This is a genomic window from Paenibacillus sedimenti (assembly GCF_014534655.1).
Classification (GTDB): Bacteria; Bacillota; Bacilli; order Paenibacillales; family NBRC-103111; genus Paenibacillus_E; species Paenibacillus_E sedimenti.
Genome location: NZ_JACVVD010000014.1, coordinates 1 through 16,689, shown reverse-complemented (window position 1 = coordinate 16,689; position 16,689 = coordinate 1). Strand labels below are relative to the sequence as shown.

General features: G+C 49.7%; 17 protein-coding genes and 8 tRNA genes. 5 read left to right on the top strand and 20 right to left on the bottom strand.

The window, feature by feature from the left end:
- Positions 1 to 15: 15 nt before the first annotated feature.
- From hisA to ICC18_RS27865, 12 genes are all read right to left on the bottom strand, one after another.
- On the bottom strand, positions 16 to 780 hold the full coding sequence (gene hisA / locus ICC18_RS27920; protein WP_188177706.1) for a phosphoribosylformimino-5-aminoimidazole carboxamide ribotide isomerase: 765 nt from the start codon (positions 778 to 780) through the stop codon (positions 16 to 18).
- 15 nt (positions 781 to 795) lie between these two features.
- Complete coding sequence (gene hisH, locus ICC18_RS27915) at positions 796 to 1,422, bottom strand: imidazole glycerol phosphate synthase subunit HisH (RefSeq protein ID WP_188177705.1); 627 nt, start codon at positions 1,420 to 1,422, stop codon at positions 796 to 798.
- A gap of 1 nt (position 1,423) precedes the next feature.
- Positions 1,424 to 2,035: an imidazoleglycerol-phosphate dehydratase HisB gene (gene hisB, locus ICC18_RS27910; protein WP_376745675.1), complete on the bottom strand. Its 612-nt coding sequence runs from the start codon at positions 2,033 to 2,035 to the stop codon at positions 1,424 to 1,426.
- Between the two features lie 6 nt (positions 2,036 to 2,041).
- Positions 2,042 to 3,328, bottom strand: a complete 1,287-nt coding sequence (gene hisD, locus ICC18_RS27905; RefSeq protein ID WP_188177808.1) for a histidinol dehydrogenase — start codon at positions 3,326 to 3,328, stop codon at positions 2,042 to 2,044.
- Between the two features lie 39 nt (positions 3,329 to 3,367).
- On the bottom strand, positions 3,368 to 4,006 hold the full coding sequence (gene hisG / locus ICC18_RS27900; RefSeq protein WP_188177703.1) for an ATP phosphoribosyltransferase: 639 nt from the start codon (positions 4,004 to 4,006) through the stop codon (positions 3,368 to 3,370).
- A gap of 47 nt (positions 4,007 to 4,053) precedes the next feature.
- Positions 4,054 to 5,259, bottom strand: coding sequence for an ATP phosphoribosyltransferase regulatory subunit (locus ICC18_RS27895; RefSeq protein ID WP_188177702.1), 1,206 nt, complete (start codon positions 5,257 to 5,259; stop codon positions 4,054 to 4,056).
- Between the two features lie 224 nt (positions 5,260 to 5,483).
- A complete protein-coding gene (locus ICC18_RS27890; protein ID WP_188177701.1) occupies positions 5,484 to 5,978 on the bottom strand; it encodes an acyltransferase in 495 nt (164 codons plus the stop codon).
- On the bottom strand, positions 5,975 to 6,634 hold the full coding sequence (gene ppaX, locus ICC18_RS27885; RefSeq protein ID WP_188177700.1) for a pyrophosphatase PpaX: 660 nt from the start codon (positions 6,632 to 6,634) through the stop codon (positions 5,975 to 5,977). The genes ICC18_RS27890 and ppaX overlap by 4 nt, the downstream gene beginning before the upstream one ends.
- Positions 6,612 to 7,589, bottom strand: coding sequence for a prolipoprotein diacylglyceryl transferase (lgt, locus tag ICC18_RS27880; protein ID WP_188177699.1), 978 nt, complete (start codon positions 7,587 to 7,589; stop codon positions 6,612 to 6,614). The genes ppaX and lgt overlap by 23 nt, the downstream gene beginning before the upstream one ends.
- A gap of 36 nt (positions 7,590 to 7,625) precedes the next feature.
- Complete coding sequence (gene hprK, locus ICC18_RS27875; protein WP_188177698.1) at positions 7,626 to 8,567, bottom strand: HPr(Ser) kinase/phosphatase; 942 nt, start codon at positions 8,565 to 8,567, stop codon at positions 7,626 to 7,628.
- Between the two features lie 185 nt (positions 8,568 to 8,752).
- Positions 8,753 to 9,877 (bottom strand): ABC transporter ATP-binding protein, encoded by a 1,125-nt coding sequence (locus tag ICC18_RS27870; protein ID WP_188177697.1) that lies wholly within the window; start codon positions 9,875 to 9,877, stop codon positions 8,753 to 8,755.
- A 149-nt stretch (positions 9,878 to 10,026) separates the two neighbouring features.
- The gene (locus tag ICC18_RS27865; RefSeq protein ID WP_188177696.1) at positions 10,027 to 11,163 is read right to left on the bottom strand and encodes a PucR family transcriptional regulator; all 1,137 of its coding nucleotides are present in this window, start codon (positions 11,161 to 11,163) and stop codon (positions 10,027 to 10,029) included.
- A 245-nt stretch (positions 11,164 to 11,408) separates the two neighbouring features.
- On the opposite strand from ICC18_RS27865, the gene ICC18_RS27860 reads away from it, so the two are divergent.
- Genes ICC18_RS27860 through ICC18_RS27840 form a run of 5 tightly spaced genes read left to right on the top strand, consistent with a single transcriptional unit; the run spans position 11,409 to position 15,604 of the window.
- Positions 11,409 to 12,626 (top strand): nickel-dependent lactate racemase family protein, encoded by a 1,218-nt coding sequence (locus tag ICC18_RS27860; RefSeq protein ID WP_512699407.1) that lies wholly within the window; start codon positions 11,409 to 11,411, stop codon positions 12,624 to 12,626.
- Between the two features lie 34 nt (positions 12,627 to 12,660).
- Positions 12,661 to 13,053 carry a hypothetical protein gene (locus ICC18_RS27855; RefSeq protein WP_188177695.1) on the top strand — a complete coding sequence of 131 codons (393 nt, stop codon included), beginning with the start codon at positions 12,661 to 12,663 and terminating at the stop codon, positions 13,051 to 13,053.
- Positions 13,054 to 13,059: 6 nt separating this feature from the next.
- Complete coding sequence (locus ICC18_RS27850; RefSeq protein ID WP_188177694.1) at positions 13,060 to 13,656, top strand: gluconate 2-dehydrogenase subunit 3 family protein; 597 nt, start codon at positions 13,060 to 13,062, stop codon at positions 13,654 to 13,656.
- Complete coding sequence (locus tag ICC18_RS27845) at positions 13,653 to 15,251, top strand: GMC family oxidoreductase (protein ID WP_188177693.1); 1,599 nt, start codon at positions 13,653 to 13,655, stop codon at positions 15,249 to 15,251. Before ICC18_RS27850 ends, ICC18_RS27845 begins: the two co-directional genes overlap by 4 nt.
- Positions 15,252 to 15,301: 50 nt before the next feature.
- Positions 15,302 to 15,604 carry an MTH1187 family thiamine-binding protein gene (locus ICC18_RS27840; protein ID WP_188177692.1) on the top strand — a complete coding sequence of 101 codons (303 nt, stop codon included), beginning with the start codon at positions 15,302 to 15,304 and terminating at the stop codon, positions 15,602 to 15,604.
- 81 nt (positions 15,605 to 15,685) lie between these two features.
- Here the strand turns inward: ICC18_RS27840 and ICC18_RS27835 are convergent.
- The 8 genes from ICC18_RS27835 to ICC18_RS27800 form a co-directional block, all read right to left on the bottom strand.
- Positions 15,686 to 15,758 (bottom strand) — tRNA-Lys (locus tag ICC18_RS27835).
- 10 nt (positions 15,759 to 15,768) lie between these two features.
- Positions 15,769 to 15,850 (bottom strand) — tRNA-Tyr (locus ICC18_RS27830).
- A 44-nt stretch (positions 15,851 to 15,894) separates the two neighbouring features.
- Positions 15,895 to 15,967 (bottom strand) — tRNA-Phe (locus tag ICC18_RS27825).
- Between the two features lie 52 nt (positions 15,968 to 16,019).
- A tRNA-Asp gene (locus ICC18_RS27820) sits at positions 16,020 to 16,096 on the bottom strand.
- Positions 16,097 to 16,135: 39 nt separating this feature from the next.
- Positions 16,136 to 16,211: transfer RNA gene (locus ICC18_RS27815), tRNA-Thr, on the bottom strand.
- A gap of 15 nt (positions 16,212 to 16,226) precedes the next feature.
- A tRNA-Val gene (locus ICC18_RS27810) sits at positions 16,227 to 16,302 on the bottom strand.
- Between the two features lie 16 nt (positions 16,303 to 16,318).
- Positions 16,319 to 16,395: transfer RNA gene (locus tag ICC18_RS27805), tRNA-Met, on the bottom strand.
- Between the two features lie 26 nt (positions 16,396 to 16,421).
- Positions 16,422 to 16,513 (bottom strand) — tRNA-Ser (locus ICC18_RS27800).
- Positions 16,514 to 16,689: the final 176 nt, after the last annotated feature.

The following is a 16,689-nucleotide window of genomic DNA, read 5'->3' as shown; positions in this document are numbered from 1 at the left end:
TTCTTGAAAAAGATTTTAAGGCTCAAGCGAACGGCAATAGGCCAATACTTCGCGGTATGGGAGCTCGCCGCCGAAAATATCCAAGGCGCTTCCGATCGTAATGTCGAGCCGCCCGCCGGTAATGTCCCGGAACCTCGCCAGATCGTCCAGCGATCGTGCACCCCCGGCGTAAGTCGTCGGAATCGTCGTCCATTCCGCCAATTGGGCCGCCAATTTCTCCTGGACACCCTGACGTTTCCCTTCCACGTCCACCGCGTGAATAAGGAACTCCTTGCAATAAGGCTCCAGCTTGGCGATTCCGGAAAGGCTCACCTCAAAATCGCTGAATGTGCGCCATTGATTGGTGACTACATAATACTTGCCATCCCGCTCTTTGCAGCTGAGGTCGATCACAAGCCGTTCGGGTCCCACCTTGGCGGCGATAGCCTCAAGATGATCCCAATTCAGTTTGCCGTCCTGAAAAATATATGAAGTTACGATAACATGAGAAGCGCCAAGCTCCAGATATTTTTCCGCGTTATCCGCACGAATTCCGCCGCCGATCTGAAGGCCGCCGGGATAGGCGCGCAAAGCATCCTCAGCCGCCTTTTCGTTGCCTCCGCCGAGCATGATCACATGGCCGCCTTCAAGGCCGTCCTCGCGATACATAGATGCATAGTAGTCCGGCGTATGCTCGGAAACGAAATTTTCTACGACGCCGCTCACGTCCGGCTGTAGGGTTTCACCGACAATCTGTTTCACTTTACCTTGATGAAGATCAATACATGGTCTGAATTTCACGATAAACGACCCTTTTCAAGTTAAGGTAGGCATAGCCGATTCGGCCAGCTTCAAAAAATTTCCGAGCAGCCGCATGCCGATCTCCCCGCTTTTTTCCGGGTGGAACTGCATGCCGTACACGTTATCCCGACCCACGATGGCCGTCACAGGCTGATAGTAATCCGTCACTGCGAGCAAGTCGTCCGCGCGCTCCGGCTTCGCATGAAAGGAATGGACGAAGTACACGTGTCCCTCTTCGATACCACGGAAAAGCGGGCTTCCGCTTTGCTTGTAGTTCAGACGATTCCAACCCATGTGCGGTACTTTGTAATCCCCGCGAAAGCGCACGACCGTGCCGGGCAGGAGACCCAGCCCTTCATGGTCGCCATACTCCTCACTGCTGGAGAACAGCAGCTGCATGCCCAGGCAAATGCCAAGCAGCGGCTTGCCGGACTCCGCATAGCGAATTACCACATCGCGCAGCCCGGTCTCGCGCAAATTATCCATCGCATCGCCGAAAGCGCCGACACCAGGAAGGATCGCTCCATCTGCGGCGAGAATTTGCTCCGGATCGCCTGTCACAACCGCCGCGTGTCCAAGACGTTCCACAGCTTTGCTCACACTATGCAAATTGCCCATTCCGTAGTCAATGATTGCAATCATCCTAGAGCACTCCCTTCGTCGAAGGAACCCCCTGCACGCGAGGATCGATCGATGTCGCTTCATCCAGCGCACGGCCCAAAGCTTTGAACACCGCTTCAATCATATGATGCGTATTGTGTCCGTAGTGCACGATGACGTGCAGCGTGATCCGGGCTTCAAGCGCCAGCTTCCACAGAAACTCATGCACGAGCTGCGTATCGAAGCTGCCTACATTTTGTGAAGGGTACTGCGCACGATATTCAAAGTGCGGGCGGTTGCTAATATCGATAACCACTTGCGCGAGCGCCTCATCCATAGGGATAAACACACTGGCGTAGCGTTTGATGCCTTTTTTATCGCCAAGCGCTTCTCGAAGCGTCTGCCCTAAACAGATACCGATATCCTCAACCGTGTGATGATCATCGATCTCGATATCGCCTTTGGCAACGACATTCAGATTAAACTGGCCATGCTTGGTGAAGAGGTCAAGCATATGATTCAGGAAAGGCACGTCCGTTTGAATCTCGGAAATTCCCGTTCCGTCGACTTGAAACGTTAGCGCGATATCGGTTTCGTTCGTTTTGCGGGCTACACTCGCCGAGCGAGCCGCCAAAGCCTTGTCTTGTTCAGCCATAGCCATCTATTTCAACTTCCCTTCCTTCTTGAGTCGTACCTCGACAGCCCGCGCGTGACCTTCCAGCCCTTCGTTGCGAGCCAAAGTCATGATCATGTCGCCGTTCGCGAGCAATGCTTCCTTGCTATAGTGAATGACGCTTGATTTTTTCAGAAAATCGTCCACGTTCAGCGGCGACGAGAATCGTGCCGTACCGTTCGTCGGCAGGACATGATTCGGTCCGGCGAAATAATCGCCTACCGGCTCGGTGCTGTACGCGCCGAGGAAAATAGCGCCAGCATTCTCGATGCGAGGCAGCAGGTTAAAAGGCTCCTGCACGAGCAGCTCGCAATGCTCCGGCGCCAAGCGATTGACGACGTCCACGCCCTCGTCCAAGTTATCCACAAGGAGTATAGCCCCCTTGGTGGTAGTGGACACGGCGGCGATCGCTTTTTTCGGCAGTACGTCCAGCTGCCGCCAAAGCTCCTGCTTCACCGATTCAGCCAGCTCCCTCGACGGCGTCACCAGGATCGCCGGCGACATCTCGTCGTGCTCCGCCTGTGCGAGCAAATCAGCGGCGATATATTCAGGGTCGGCGTGCTCATCCGCGAGCACAACGATATCCGTCGGCCCGGCGATCATGTCGATGTCGACGACGCCGTATACGTAGCGCTTCGCGAGCGCAACGTAGATGTTGCCCGGCCCGACGATCTTGTCGACCGCCGGGATCGATTCCGTGCCGTAGGCCAGCGCGGCTACCGCCTGAGCCCCGCCTACGCGGTAGATCTCTTTCACACCCGCTTCGGCTGCCGCCACAAGGATATGCGGGTTAATGCCTTCCTCGCCCGCGGTGGCCGGAGGCGTCACCATCGCAATCTCCGGCACCCCCGCCACGAGCGCGGGGATGGCGTTCATAAGCACGGAGGAAGGGTACGCCGCCTTCCCTCCGGGCACGTACAATCCGACCCGCTTCAGCGGTCGGATGATTTGGCCCAGCAGGCTGCCGTCCGCCTGCAGATCCATCCACGACGTGCGTTTCTGCTTCTCATGAAACGCACGAATGTTGGCGGCGGCCTGCCGCAGCGCCGCCACGAAATCGGCGTCGACCTGCGCGTACGCCGCCTGCACTTCCTCGTCCGTCACGCGAAGCTCGCCGACGGCAACCCCATCATAACGCTGCGCCATGCGACGCAACGCTGCGTCTCCGTCCTGCCGCACCTCATCGATGATGCGGCGGACGGTCTCATTTTGCTCGGGTGAGCCGTATTCGACCTCGCGTTTCAACTGAAATTCCGAGGCGGGAATAATCCGCATCTCCATCATCCTTTCTCTTTGCCCTGTTCGTCCTTTATTCTACACTTTCGCCGGGACAGGCAATACCGCCTGCAGCATATCACACAATCGCTGAATCGATTCGTTCTTCATCCGGTAACTGACCCGATTGGCGATCAATCGGCTCGTAATCTGAAAAATCTCTTCTTGCTCAACCAGTCCGTTCTCCTTGAGCGTCTGCCCGGTCTCGACCATATCCACGATACGGTCGGCCAGTCCAATCAGCGGCGCGAGCTCGATCGAGCCGTTCAGCTTGATGACTTCGACCTGCTGCCCCTGCTCGCGAAAATATTGCGACGCGACGTTCGGATACTTCGTCGCCACGCGCGGATTGATCACCGGCTTCCAATCCGGCAGCCCGATAACGGACATCCGGCAGCGTGCGATGCCCAGATCCAACAGCTCATAGACGTTGCGGTTCTCCTCCATGAGCACATCCTTGCCCACGACGCCGATATCGGCGACCCCGTATTCCACGTAAGTCGGTACATCGACCGGCTTGGCCAAAATAAACTCCATTCTCGCCTCAGGCACCGGAATGATTAACCGGCGGCCTTCTTCCAGATCCTCCGGAATCGGCAGCCCCGCTTTATGAAACAGCTTCGCTGCCTGTTTATAGATGCGGCCTTTTGGCATCGCTACTTTCAATATATCATCCATCCTGCTATACCTCCTTTGAGCCTTGCTCCGAGCTTCCTTTAGTCCTTCTAATGAACCAACGTAACAATGTCCTTATACAAGGCTCCATACAGCTCCAGCAGCCCATCTTCCCGCTTCACAACCCGATCCGTCCAAGAAGCCGGTTCCGTCACCAATTGGGTGATGACCGATACATCGCCCCGCTTACGCTTGTCTTTAGCCAGCTTTAATGCTTCTTCCCGATGCTCAGCATCATAAGCAATGAGTACACGCCCTGGCTGTTCTACAGCGTCTTTACCAATCACTTCAAGGATACGATTCGTCTTCAATGCAAATCCAGTCGCCGGTGCCGGACGTCCGAACTGGCTCAACAGATTGTCATACCGTCCGCCGCTGCACACAGGGAAACCCAGATCTGCAGCATAGCCCTCAAATGTCATACCCGTATAATAAGAGAAATCTCCAATCATCGTTAAATCAATGACGACATGCTCGCTGACGCCATAAGCCTTCAAAACATCCCATACTTCGCACAGATGGCGAATTGCATCCTGTGCAATAGGGTCTTGAGATACCATACGCGCTTGTTCGCATATCTCGTCGCCGCCTCTTAACCGCAGCACACCGACAAGCTCGCGCTCAACCTCCGGGGATAACGCTAAAGACTTAATCGCTTCCCGGTATCCTACATAATCACGGTTAAGCAAATGCTCCTTGAGCGCTTGCTGCGCATCAGTACGGCCCTGCAGCGTTTCTTGAAACAGCCCGTTTAAGAACCCAACGTGTCCAAGCGCGATTTTGAACGTATCTACCCCTGCTGCCTGCAGCGACGCAATCGCTAGCGCCACCACTTCAGCATCAGCTTCTGATGAAGCATCTCCTACAAGCTCCACACCCGTTTGAAAAAACTCCGAGTCACGTCCGGCCTCCTCTTCAATCGCTCGAAACACATTCGAGTGATACGAGAGACGAAGCGGAAAAGCAACCTCTTTTAATAAAGATGATGCTACACGCGCGATAGGCGCGGTCAGTTCAGAACGTAAAACAAGCGTCTTTCCCTTACGGTCCAGCAGCTTGAACAGCTTCTTATCTTCCGTGGAGCTCGCCACCCCAACCGTATCGTAATATTCAAGCGTAGGCGTAATAATCTGGTTGTAACCCCAACGTTCCATACACGCCAGTACGCGGAATTCAATAGCTCGCAGCTTTGCTACTGCCTCGGGCAAGTAATCCTTGACTCCTATCGGCTTCTCAAACACTTTTGGCTTAGACACCGTCTCACCTCAACATCTAGAAATTCTAAATAGCGGTACGTCTGAAAAGGACTTTTTAAACTATTATCCAAGCATTTATCACTCACAGACACTTTAGTTCACTACCGTGCTACCATACTACCAAAATAAAGAATGTAGTAATTTTATCACGGAACCCTGGGACCGTCAATCGCCATTCCTCGCCGCAGACAAAGAAAAAGAGCTGTACTGCAAGCGTACAACTCTTAATTTTCAGTTTGTCCTACCCGGATGACCTGTAGCGGATTCCCTGCGACAAAACTATATGGAGCTACGTCTTTGTGCACGACCGAACCCGCTCCAATGACTGCGTGATCACCGATCGAGACACCTGGCAGTATCGTCGTATTCGCCCCCACCATGACATGAGATCCAATATGTACTTCTCCTAGCCGGTATTCTTTGGTCAAATACTCATGGGCAAGGATCGTTGTATTATATCCAATGATTGTATTATTTCCCACATGAATCTTCTCAGGGAAAAACACATCCACCATGACCATCAAGGCAAACGCCGTATGCTCCCCGACCTTCATGCCAAGGACGTTGCGGTAAATCCAGTTCTTCACACGCAGTGAAGGTGAGTAGCGGCTAATCTGTATGAAAACAAAATTACGCATCGCCTTCCATTTACTTACCGTACGGTAGATCTGCCATAAGGCATTAGAACCTTCTACCGGATACTTGTCTGTTTTTCTCAATCAGACTTCACATCCGACGCCAATCCCGCGATCGGCAGCAGCTCGAGCATATCGTCAATGAGGTAGTCCGGCTTATATGTTTCCAAATAAGTCCGTCCTTTCCATGACCAGGATACGCCCACGGAAATGACACCGGCATTTTGCGCCGCTTCAATGTCATAATGGCTGTCTCCAACCATCATCGTCTCTTCATTGGAGCTGCCAAGTGTTTCGAGCGCTGCAAGAATGCCTTCAGGACTTGGCTTCGGCTCTTTCACATCTTCAACCGTCACGATTGTGCTAACATACGTATCCAACCCGCACAGTTTCAATCCCATTAGCGTCGTTTGGCGGATTTTACTGGTTACGATACCGATCTTGATCCCACTCGCATGCAGCTTAGCCAGCACTGAACGAACATTAGGAAACTCTTTGACCAGTTCATCATGCTTGGACAAATTGAAGGTGCGGTACTTTTGAATAATCGCTTCGACCTCTTTTTTGCCTGTGAAAAATTCCATTTGCTCCACTAGCGGTCGACCCATATTGGGAATAATCAGTTCTCTCGTTACTGGTTCTGGCGTTTCGCCTTCTAGGCTGTGCAGAAACGATTGCACGATCAGCTCATTCGTATCGACAATCGTTCCATCCAAATCAAACAGTACGGTTCGAATCATATTCGGCTCCTTTGGTATCAAGCTCTTCATTTTGCACTTTCACGTTCGCCGCGGGTGCTTTAGATGAGATGATCGGATCAGCGTAATGGGCGCTGGCGTATCCTTTTTTCCTTCTTACGATAATGATAATAATCGCTGCAATGATAATGAGCACTGCAAGCAATTGGGAAATTCGTATATTTCCGCCGTACGTCATGACGCCTGGTTCAAAGACCAGTGTCATTGGCGACCACAGTGCGTTCATGAGCGATGCCAACCAAGTCGGGCCTGTGAAATCGAGACTATCCGTACGCAGCCCTTCAATAAAGAAACGGCCGATCGAATACCAGATAAAATAGCTGAAAAATAGTTCCCCGGCCCGCAAAAACGGTCTGCGGCGGAGCCAGAACAAGAGAAGCAGTCCCGCCAGATTCCATAAGGATTCATACAGAAAAGTCGGTTGATAAAAGACACCCTCGATGTTCATTTGATTCACGATAAAATTCGGCAGATGCAAGGTATCGCGCAGGAATGATTCTTCCACAGGCCCGCCATGCGCTTCTTGATTAATGAAATTTCCCCATCGACCTATCATTTGACCGACAATCAGACCCGGAGCACAGATATCCACGATTCTCCAGAACGGATACCCTTTGGCTCTGAAATAAAAATAACCGCCTATAATCGCACCGATCAGCGCTCCATAAATCGCAATACCACCATGCCATATCATAAATATTTCCACTAGGTTGTTCTTATAATCAGACCATTGGAAAGCCACATAATAAAGTCTGGCTCCTACGATAGCAGATGGCACGCCAATCAGCAATAAATCCATAAAAAAATCAGGTACAATACCGAATCGTTTACCTTCTTGGATAGCAAGCAGCAATCCAACTAATGCAGCCGTACCTAAAATGATCCCATACCAATGCACATCTATAGGACCAATTGAAAAAGCAATTTTATTGAGCATAGTCTTGTGTGCCCCCTTCTTAATACGCGTATCAAATCAATCGAAATCCTCAAAATCTTCCGACAACGATTCGGTCAGTTTGTTCGTGAACTGCAGTGCTGCGTTATAGCCCATCCGCTTCAAACGATAATTCATCGCGGCTACTTCGACGATGACAGCCAAGTTTCGACCCGGTCTAACCGGAATGGTCACGAGCGGCAGATCCGTATCGATGATGCGGGTCAATTCTTCATCGAGCCCTAACCGGTCATATTGCTTGTCCTGCTGCCAGTTCTCCAGCTTAACGACAACCGAGATTTTCTTCACATTGCGAATAGCTCCAGCTCCGAATAGCGTCATCACATTAATAATACCGACGCCGCGAATTTCTAGCAGATGGCGAATGAGCTCCGGCGCATTACCCGTCAACACCTTGTCCGCTGTTTGGCGGATCTCGACGGCATCATCTGCGATCAGCCGATGACCTCTTTTGACAAGCTCAAGCGCCGTTTCACTTTTACCGATACCACTGCTGCCCGTAATCAGCATCCCGATCCCGTATACATCAACGAGAACGCCATGAATGGTCGTGCTTGGCGCTAATTTATTTTCCAGGAATCCCGTCAGCCTGCTCGCGAAGATCGTTGTAGATACGTTGGTTCTTAAGAGCGGAAGATCGCGCTTGGACGCTTCTTCAAGCAGCTCCGCCGGAACCTCAAAACCTCTTGTCACGATAATACATGGCGTTTCTTCCGGAGCGCATAACTGCTCAGACCGATTGCGGCGGACACCGGTAGTCAGCATCTCCATAAAAGTAACCTCGGTCTTACCGAGCAATTGAATACGCTCACGCGGGTGATAGTTGAAATAACCGGCCATCTCTAAACCCGGACGATACAGATCTGCAGTTGTAATCGGACGTTTTAGTCCAGCCTCTCCTGCAAGCACTTCCATATGGAACTGTTCTACCAAATCGGAAACCTTCACTTTTTTCGCCATCAACCTATCTCCTCCGAGTTTTGCCCTACGCAAAACGAACTTCATTAACATCATCTATGTAAATCCGATAGTTTCATCGTAATGGAAACCCTATATGAAATCAACTAAAGTGTTCTAGAAAGCTTCTGAAACCAAAAGAAAAAGCCAGCCGATAACGGCTGGCCCATCTATTTGAAACATTAATATTAGTTATTAGCTAAGATGGACAATGAGGACTCTTTATCGAAGAAATGAACTTTGTTCATGTCCAGAGCCAATTTCACATTTGTACCTTCTTTGATGCCTGCGCGGCCGTCTACACGAGCGATAACTGTGCCGCTGCCGATTCCGTTGAGGTACAAGTACATTTCATGACCAAGGTTCTCAGTCAACTCAACGTTCACGTTCACGATTGTATTCGGAGAAGCTTCCAAGAATACCGGCTCTTCGTGGATGTCTTCCGGACGAACACCCAGAATCACTTCTTTACCAACGAAGCCTTTGTCTTTCAGCACTTGTGCTTTGCCAGCTGGAACTTCGATGTTCACGCCGTTTGTTTTGAAGTATACGGAACCGCCGTCTGCTGACAATGTACCGTTCAGGAAGTTCATGGATGGGGATCCGATGAAGCCTGCAACGAACATGTTCACTGGGTGGTTGTAGATTTCTTCAGGAGTAGCCGCTTGTTGAATGATACCTTTATCCATAACAACGATACGATCGCCCATTGTCATAGCTTCTGTTTGGTCATGCGTTACGTAGATTGTCGTTACGCCAAGACGCTTCGTCAATTTTGTAATTTCCGCGCGCATTTGTACGCGAAGTTTCGCATCCAAGTTGGAAAGTGGTTCGTCCATCAAGAACACTTGCGGTTCACGGACAATCGCACGACCCAAGGCAACACGTTGACGCTGACCACCGGAAAGAGCTTTTGGCTTACGATCCAGCAAATGTACGATATCCAAGATTTTCGCTGCTTCGCGAACGCGAGCATCGATATCTGCTTTTTTGAATTTACGGAGTTTCAAACCGAATGCCATGTTTTGATAAACAGTCATATGCGGATAAAGGGCATAGGATTGGAATACCATCGCGATGTCGCGGTCTTTAGGAGCCACGTCGTTAACAAGGCGGTCGCCGATGTAAAGTTCGCCTTCTGTAATTTCTTCTAATCCTGCGATCATACGAAGAGTTGTGGATTTTCCGCAACCGGATGCTCCAACCAATACTACGAACTCTTTATCTTCGACTTCAAGATGAAAATCTTTTACAGTGGATTCTTCTGCACCGGAATATCTTTTTACGATGTGATTTAAACGTACGCCTGCCATGGTTTCATTCCCCCTAAGAGTTTTGCGGAGCAAAACTTGCTTCGTAAGCACCCGCTTTGAGTTTATCGAGAATTCATTTATCAGCAATTCACTATAACCATCTTACCCCACAAGCCTCAGACTGACTATGCACAATCCCTACAAAAAAATCACTTTCTTTTCGTTACTTTGTACAATAATAAGGCCAGCCTTACCAAAACCGCATGATTAAACGTTCTAACATCCAACCCCGTCTCATGTTTGAACTTGTCCAGCCGGTATAACAGCGTGTTGCGATGAATATAAAGCTTCTTCGCAGTCTCACTCACGTTACAATCGAGGGCAAAAAAATGCTCCAATGTCGTTACAGTTTCCGAATCAAGCGCATGATCGGTGCCGCGGAGCACCTGCTCCAGAAACTCGGTCTTCTCGTCTTCCTGAATAAGATGAAGCAGTTTCTCCAACCGAAGCTCCCAAGGAAGGTGGATAAAGCTGCCTACATGGAAAGACCGACCCAACATGATGGTTTCACGCAGCTGGAGTATCGCCCCGAACAATGATTTTGCCGGCTTTACAGGGTAATCGATGGCCAAGTGGCACTCACCAACCCATTCGTTGGCCAGCATCTCGAAGAGACCTGACCCAAGGGCATCCAATATTTGCTCGACGCTCTCATCCTCGTCGCCCTCGCGCTCTTCGGTGCCGCTCGTCAGCAGTCCTTCCGGAGCAAGAATCAACCATTCTTTATCGAGCAAAGGAATGAGGATGATTTCCGCCTCGAAGAATGATTCCAGCAGCTTTTTCAGCTCAGCGTATGAAACGCTGTGATTCTGCGAGTAGTCCCCGTATAGCAGCAGCGGAATTTTGGTGGAGTAGAGTGAGGATTGAGACGCCAGCGCATCTGGAAGCTCCGCGTGAGTGGAACCGCGCTCCATCTGCTGTAGAAGCCATTCTCTTAGTTGATGCGCCTTCCTTTCATCCTCAGACAAATAAGAGCCCCATTGTTTACGCTCCTGTGTCTGTTTGGACTCCAGCGTCAATTCCACGAGTTTACGCTCAGCTGGCGTTAACGGAATTTCAGATACTTGAAGAATACGAATGTCTTTGTTTTCCTTACCCAAGTAAAACAATACATCATGATCACGAACTACACTTCGACTGAAGCTATTGAAGCTTGCTTGATCTTCTTGCTGTTCTTCTTGCTGTTCTTCCACCAAACGATTCCATTCCGCCTCGGGTAACAAATGAATGTGCATAGGTGCCTGTAAAACCGCTTCCAAACGCTCTTTGATTCGCTCCCAATCCATCTGTCTCTCTCCTATACCATAATCATTTTCTATATATCTATCTCTACATTGTATCATATGTAGCCATTCTCATGTAAAAGAACCCTCCTACACGCCCATGCAAAGGGGTTCTACATACCGTACGTTTGAATCATCATACCATTTTCATGCTTTTCACTCATAAACTTCATGAAATTGGAAATAATTAGAGCGTACATCTATGAAAAGAGGAGGCATTTCCTATACATTTCATTCCATATGGGAAAGTGAGCATTCCATTGAAGCTTCCTCCCGGCACTCAGCCGGATTGGGTGGACTATCAGCGCACTGATCTTGCCTCAAATGATTGCATTGAGTATGCATTGGAGCATCCGTATGACTGTTCTCTTCTTCAAGAAGCGGCACAAAGCAGCAAAAGTGCCGTTATTTTGATCAGTGATGCGACCCGATTATGCCCAAGTTATTTATTCCTTGAGGCTCTGCTGCAGCGCTTAAATATGGCCGGCATTCCGGATGGGCAGGTCCGGATTATCGTTGCTATCGGCACCCATCGCAAACAGACCAAAGAAGAATTGATCCAATTGGTTAGCGAAGACGTTTTTAAACGCGTTCTCGTTATGAACCATTCTTCTCTACCGGAGGATTGCGTTCGTCTTGGCGTTACAAGCCGTGGGACACCTGTTGAAATCAACAAGCATGTTGTAGAAGCTGATTTTCGCATCGTTACGGGTAATTTAGAACCTCATGCGTTAGTTGGGGTTTCCGGCGGTGTAAAAGCTCTCTTTCCGGGCACCGCATCGGCTCGCGCCATAGAGCACAACCATAGTTTATCGCAACAATACACATCAACAGCTGGTGTAGTCGACAATCCAATTCGTGAAGATTTGGAAGAGGTATTGCAATTCCTCACTGTGCATTTCTTGTTCAATGTGATTGTTGACCATAAACGCAATCTGCTTGGCGCTGTAGCCGGAGACGTTATTGCCGCTCACCGTGCAGGACTGGAATTGGTGCGCCGTACCTTCCTAGTCGAAGTCCCCGCTCTTTACGATGTGACTATCATCTCGCCTGGCGGACATCCCAAGGACACACAGCTCTACCAATCCATAAAAGCGTTAAAAAATGCTGCAGCGATTACCAAACCCGGCGGCTCCATTATATTGATAGCCAGATGCGAGGAGCTGTATGGCAACGGCATTTTGCAATATTGGATCGAAACGATTCAAGACCGCTCGGTGATGACGCAAAAGCTAAATGAGCGATTCGTCCTAGGTGCGCATAAAGTTGAGCATATCGATCGAGTGCTGAAACACCATGAAGTCTATCTTTATTCTGAATTCCCTGCTTCTTCAGTACGCTTGATTGGATTTCACCCCATCTCTGATCTGGATTCATTCCTTGCAGCACACTTATCCGACAAATCGCTGAAAGTCGCGGTTATCCCGTACGGTGGGCTGACGTTCCCGCAATTACGCCAATCTTGATCCTTCCTCGAAGAAAATTTAGGAGGTCTTACATATGGCTTGGAGCCACTGGTCGTTAGATCGTGTTGTCATTCTGTTTGTCGGCTTGGCTTATCTATTCATCTGGATTCAAGTAACGATGTCGCATTATCGGCAAAATTTTCACAACAAAGCGATGTGGGCACCTGTTATTTTGGCTCCATTGATTTGTATTATTGCTGTTCTAAGTACACTGCTTAACAGTAACGGCTGGTTTACTGCAGCACTTCTCTGCTTTTGGCTTGGAGCGGCTGCAGGCTTAATCGGATTCTATTTTCACTTCAGAGGCGTCGGTCTGCGAGTCGGCGGTTATGCGTTGCGAAATTTCTTAATGGGGCCGCCAATCATCATGCCGCTGCTATTCTCAGCGATTAGTGTACTTGGCCTTATAGCTGTCTATGGAGGGTGAACTACGGTGAACAAACAAACGCATTATCCTTCCTACGACGTCATGAAAGAGCAGGATGCGTGGGATGCACATACGCGATCTATCGTGAATGCACGATTGCTGCATGAGCATAAGTATCATTTTCTGAGTACAGTGGAAGCAGAATGTCTTCGTGCCTGGTGCGCACTGCTAATGAATGACGACCGCGGGGAGATTATTCAATACGTTCTTAGTCACATCGATGAAAGTTTGGCAGGAAACAAAGGCGAAGGTCAGCGCAAAAAGGGAGTGCCTCCGGCTAAAGTCCTCCTGAGAGAAGGATTGAAAGCGATAGATGAATCGGGATGGATGACGGACAGCCGCCCTTTTTTTCAATTAGATGAAAGTAAGCAGCGGCAGATTATGCAGGAGATAAGTGATGGTGCTCTTGCTTCTACCGAAGCATGGGAAGGCATTCCCCAAAAAGAGCTGTTCCAAAAGCTCCTCGTTCTAACGGTAGAAGCTTACTACTCCCACCCTCAGGTGTGGTCTGAAATCGGTTATGGAGGGCCTGCTTATCCTCGCGGATACGTGAGAGCAGATTTTGGACAGCTTGATCCCTGGGAGGCGGTGAAACAGCCATGAAATGGAGACATGAGCAAGACGAAGTCGATATCGTCATTGTCGGTGCAGGAGCTGCCGGCGGTGTGCTGGCCAAAGAGCTGAGCGAAGCCGGCCTGCAGGTGGTCGTGCTGGATGCCGGACCTTGGCGGGATCCGCAGAAAGATTTCGCGAGCGACGAACTTGCCATGAAAAGCTTGGCATGGGAAGATACCCGATTCGTTGACGGGACAGATCCTCTAACCATGGGGCACAATAACTCAGGTCGGGGAATTGGCGGAGGCACGCAGCATTTTACCGGTGTTTTTTTGCGTTTTCATGAATCGGATTTCAAGACGAAATCCATTGATGGCGTCGGTGAAGACTGGCCCATTCACTATAAAGATCTCGAACCTTATTATTCGAAAATTGAAAAAGAAATCGCCGTCTCCGGTCCAAAGCATTTCCCGTGGGGCAACTTCAACGGTCCATACCCATATCCGGAAAGAGACCCGCTTAGTCCTAACGCCTACATGTTTCAAAAAGGCTGCGAGAGCCTCGGCATTCAATCCGCTGCCACGCCGGTTGCCATCCTTTCAGCCCCCTTCGAAGGACGACCGCCTTGTATTAACCGGGGCTTCTGCAATCAAGGGTGCATGCCGAACGCCAAGTTCAGTACGCTGATCGTCCAAATCCCCAAAGCGATTAAAGCCGGAGCCGAAGTGCTCTCTGATTGTATGGTCACCCAAATCGAGGTAAATGATAATGCTAAGGCCACTGGGGTTCTTTTCGTACATAACGGAGTCACCTACCGCCAACGAGCCAAAACTGTAATCCTTTCCGCCTATGTAGTCGAAACACCCCGCCTTCTGCTGCACTCGGCGAATACGCAATTTCCTGACGGCCTGGCGAATAGCAGCGGCTGGGTCGGCCGAGCCATCATGCCCCATAGCAGCCATGACGTGTATGCCAAATTTGATCAAGAGGTACGTTTGTACAAAGGTTCTCCGGTGCTGGCGTCGACCCAAGACTTCTATGAGTCTGATCTCCGTCGCGGCTTTGCCCGTGGATATACGATTCATGCACAAGGCTCCAGACCTGTTGGTATGGCCCAAGGGATTAGTAAATCGATCGAAGGGCCAGTCTGGGGTGAAAAGCTGCGCCAAGTCATGCTGGATTACAACCACTATGGACGTCTCACCATGGTCGGTGAAGTTCTGCCTCATTGGAATAACTTTGTTTCTCTTTCCGATGAAAAAGACGACAATGGCATGCCGCGGGCGGCAGTCACTTTCAGCTATTGCGATAATGACCGCAAGCTTATCGACCATGCTGTTGATAATATGAAGCTAATCCTTCAAGCAGCCGGCGGTCAAATCGAATACGTTGTTCCGGACACTGCTCATTTGATGGGCGGCTGCAGAATGGGAAATAATCCTGCTACTTCCATCGTCAATTCCTATGGGCAAAGCCATGACATCCCGAATCTGTTCATTTGCGACGCCAGCATCTTTGTTACTTCAAGCGGAGGTAACCCTACTAATACCGTTATGGCGTTAGCTGCTAGAACAGCCGACTACATTATCGATCTTGCCACCTCTTCTCATAAGTTGCACAATGGATTGTACAGTTCGCGATAACTCATCTACAATATGCTTATACACCCCAGCAGATAAGGAGATGAGTTTGGATGGCAATTGCAGAATTCACCATCATTCCCATTGGCACCGCAACAACGAGCCTCAGTGGTTATGTAGCTGATTTGCACAAAGAACTAGAGAAACATAAAGACGTTACCTTTCAAATGACAGCAATGGGAACCATCCTGGAAGGGCCTATAGATCGACTCTTGGAAGTCATTCGTGCTGTACATGAAGTGCCTTTCATCAATGGGGCACAGCGGGTCTCCACCTCCATCAAAATTGACGATCGCCGTGACAAACAGGCTTCTATATCTCAAAAAATGCAATCTGTTGCCGATAAGTTGAACTAAAAAAAGCATCCTCGTTATGGATGCTTTTTTTTGCAAAACAAAAAAAGACCTTTGAAAGGTCTTTGTCACTTTTATGAAAAGTGAGCCATGTAGGACTCGAACCTACGACACCCTGATTAAAAGTCAGGTGCTCTACCAACTGAGCTAATGGCTCTTAGGGAAAATGGAGGCTGATGGATTCGAACCACCGAACTCGGAGAGAGCAGATTTACAGTCTGCCGTGTTTAGCCACTTCACTAAGCCTCCAGATAAGAGATACCTATGCTGTTAATGCAGCACAACCATCTCAATGGCTCGGGACGGAATCGAACCGCCGACACGAGGATTTTCAGTCCTCTGCTCTACCGACTGAGCTACCGAGCCTTATGTATGCACTTGTAGTTTGTCCAATTCAGGCAAAAAAAAAAAAAATAGATGGCGGAGCCGACGGGATTCGAACCCGCGGTCTCCTGCGTGACAGGCAGGCATGTTAGGCCTCTACACCACGGCTCCGCGTTACAATATGGAAACTTCTTCACTTCTGAAGTGAAATGGTGCCGTCGAGAGGACTTGAACCCCCAACCTACTGATTACAAGTCAGTTGCTCTACCAGTTGAGCTACAACGGCATATTAATTAATAGATGGTGGAGGCTGACGGGATCGAACCGCCGACCCTCTGCTTGTAAGGCAGATGCTCTCCCAGCTGAGCTAAGCCTCCTACTGGGTGGTAAATATGGTAGCGGCGGAGGGGCTCGAACCCCCGACCTTACGGGTATGAACCGTACGCTCTAGCCAGCTGAGCTACGCCGCCATACAAAGACATATATAGTTGGAAACTGGCGGAGAGAGAGGGATTCGAACCCTCGCACCACTTACGCAGTCTAACCCCTTAGCAGAGGGTCCCCTTATAGCCACTTGGGTATCTCTCCAAGCTATATAATATGTCTCAGGAATTATTATTCCCTGAAAACTAGATACGAAACTTGCGTAAAGTGTGAATGTTGCAGTGCTACGTATGTATACGTAGATGCTTACCTCTTATTGAGGTGTATTGGTTAAGCCCTCGACCGATTAGTATTCGTCAGCTGCATGCATTGCTGCACTT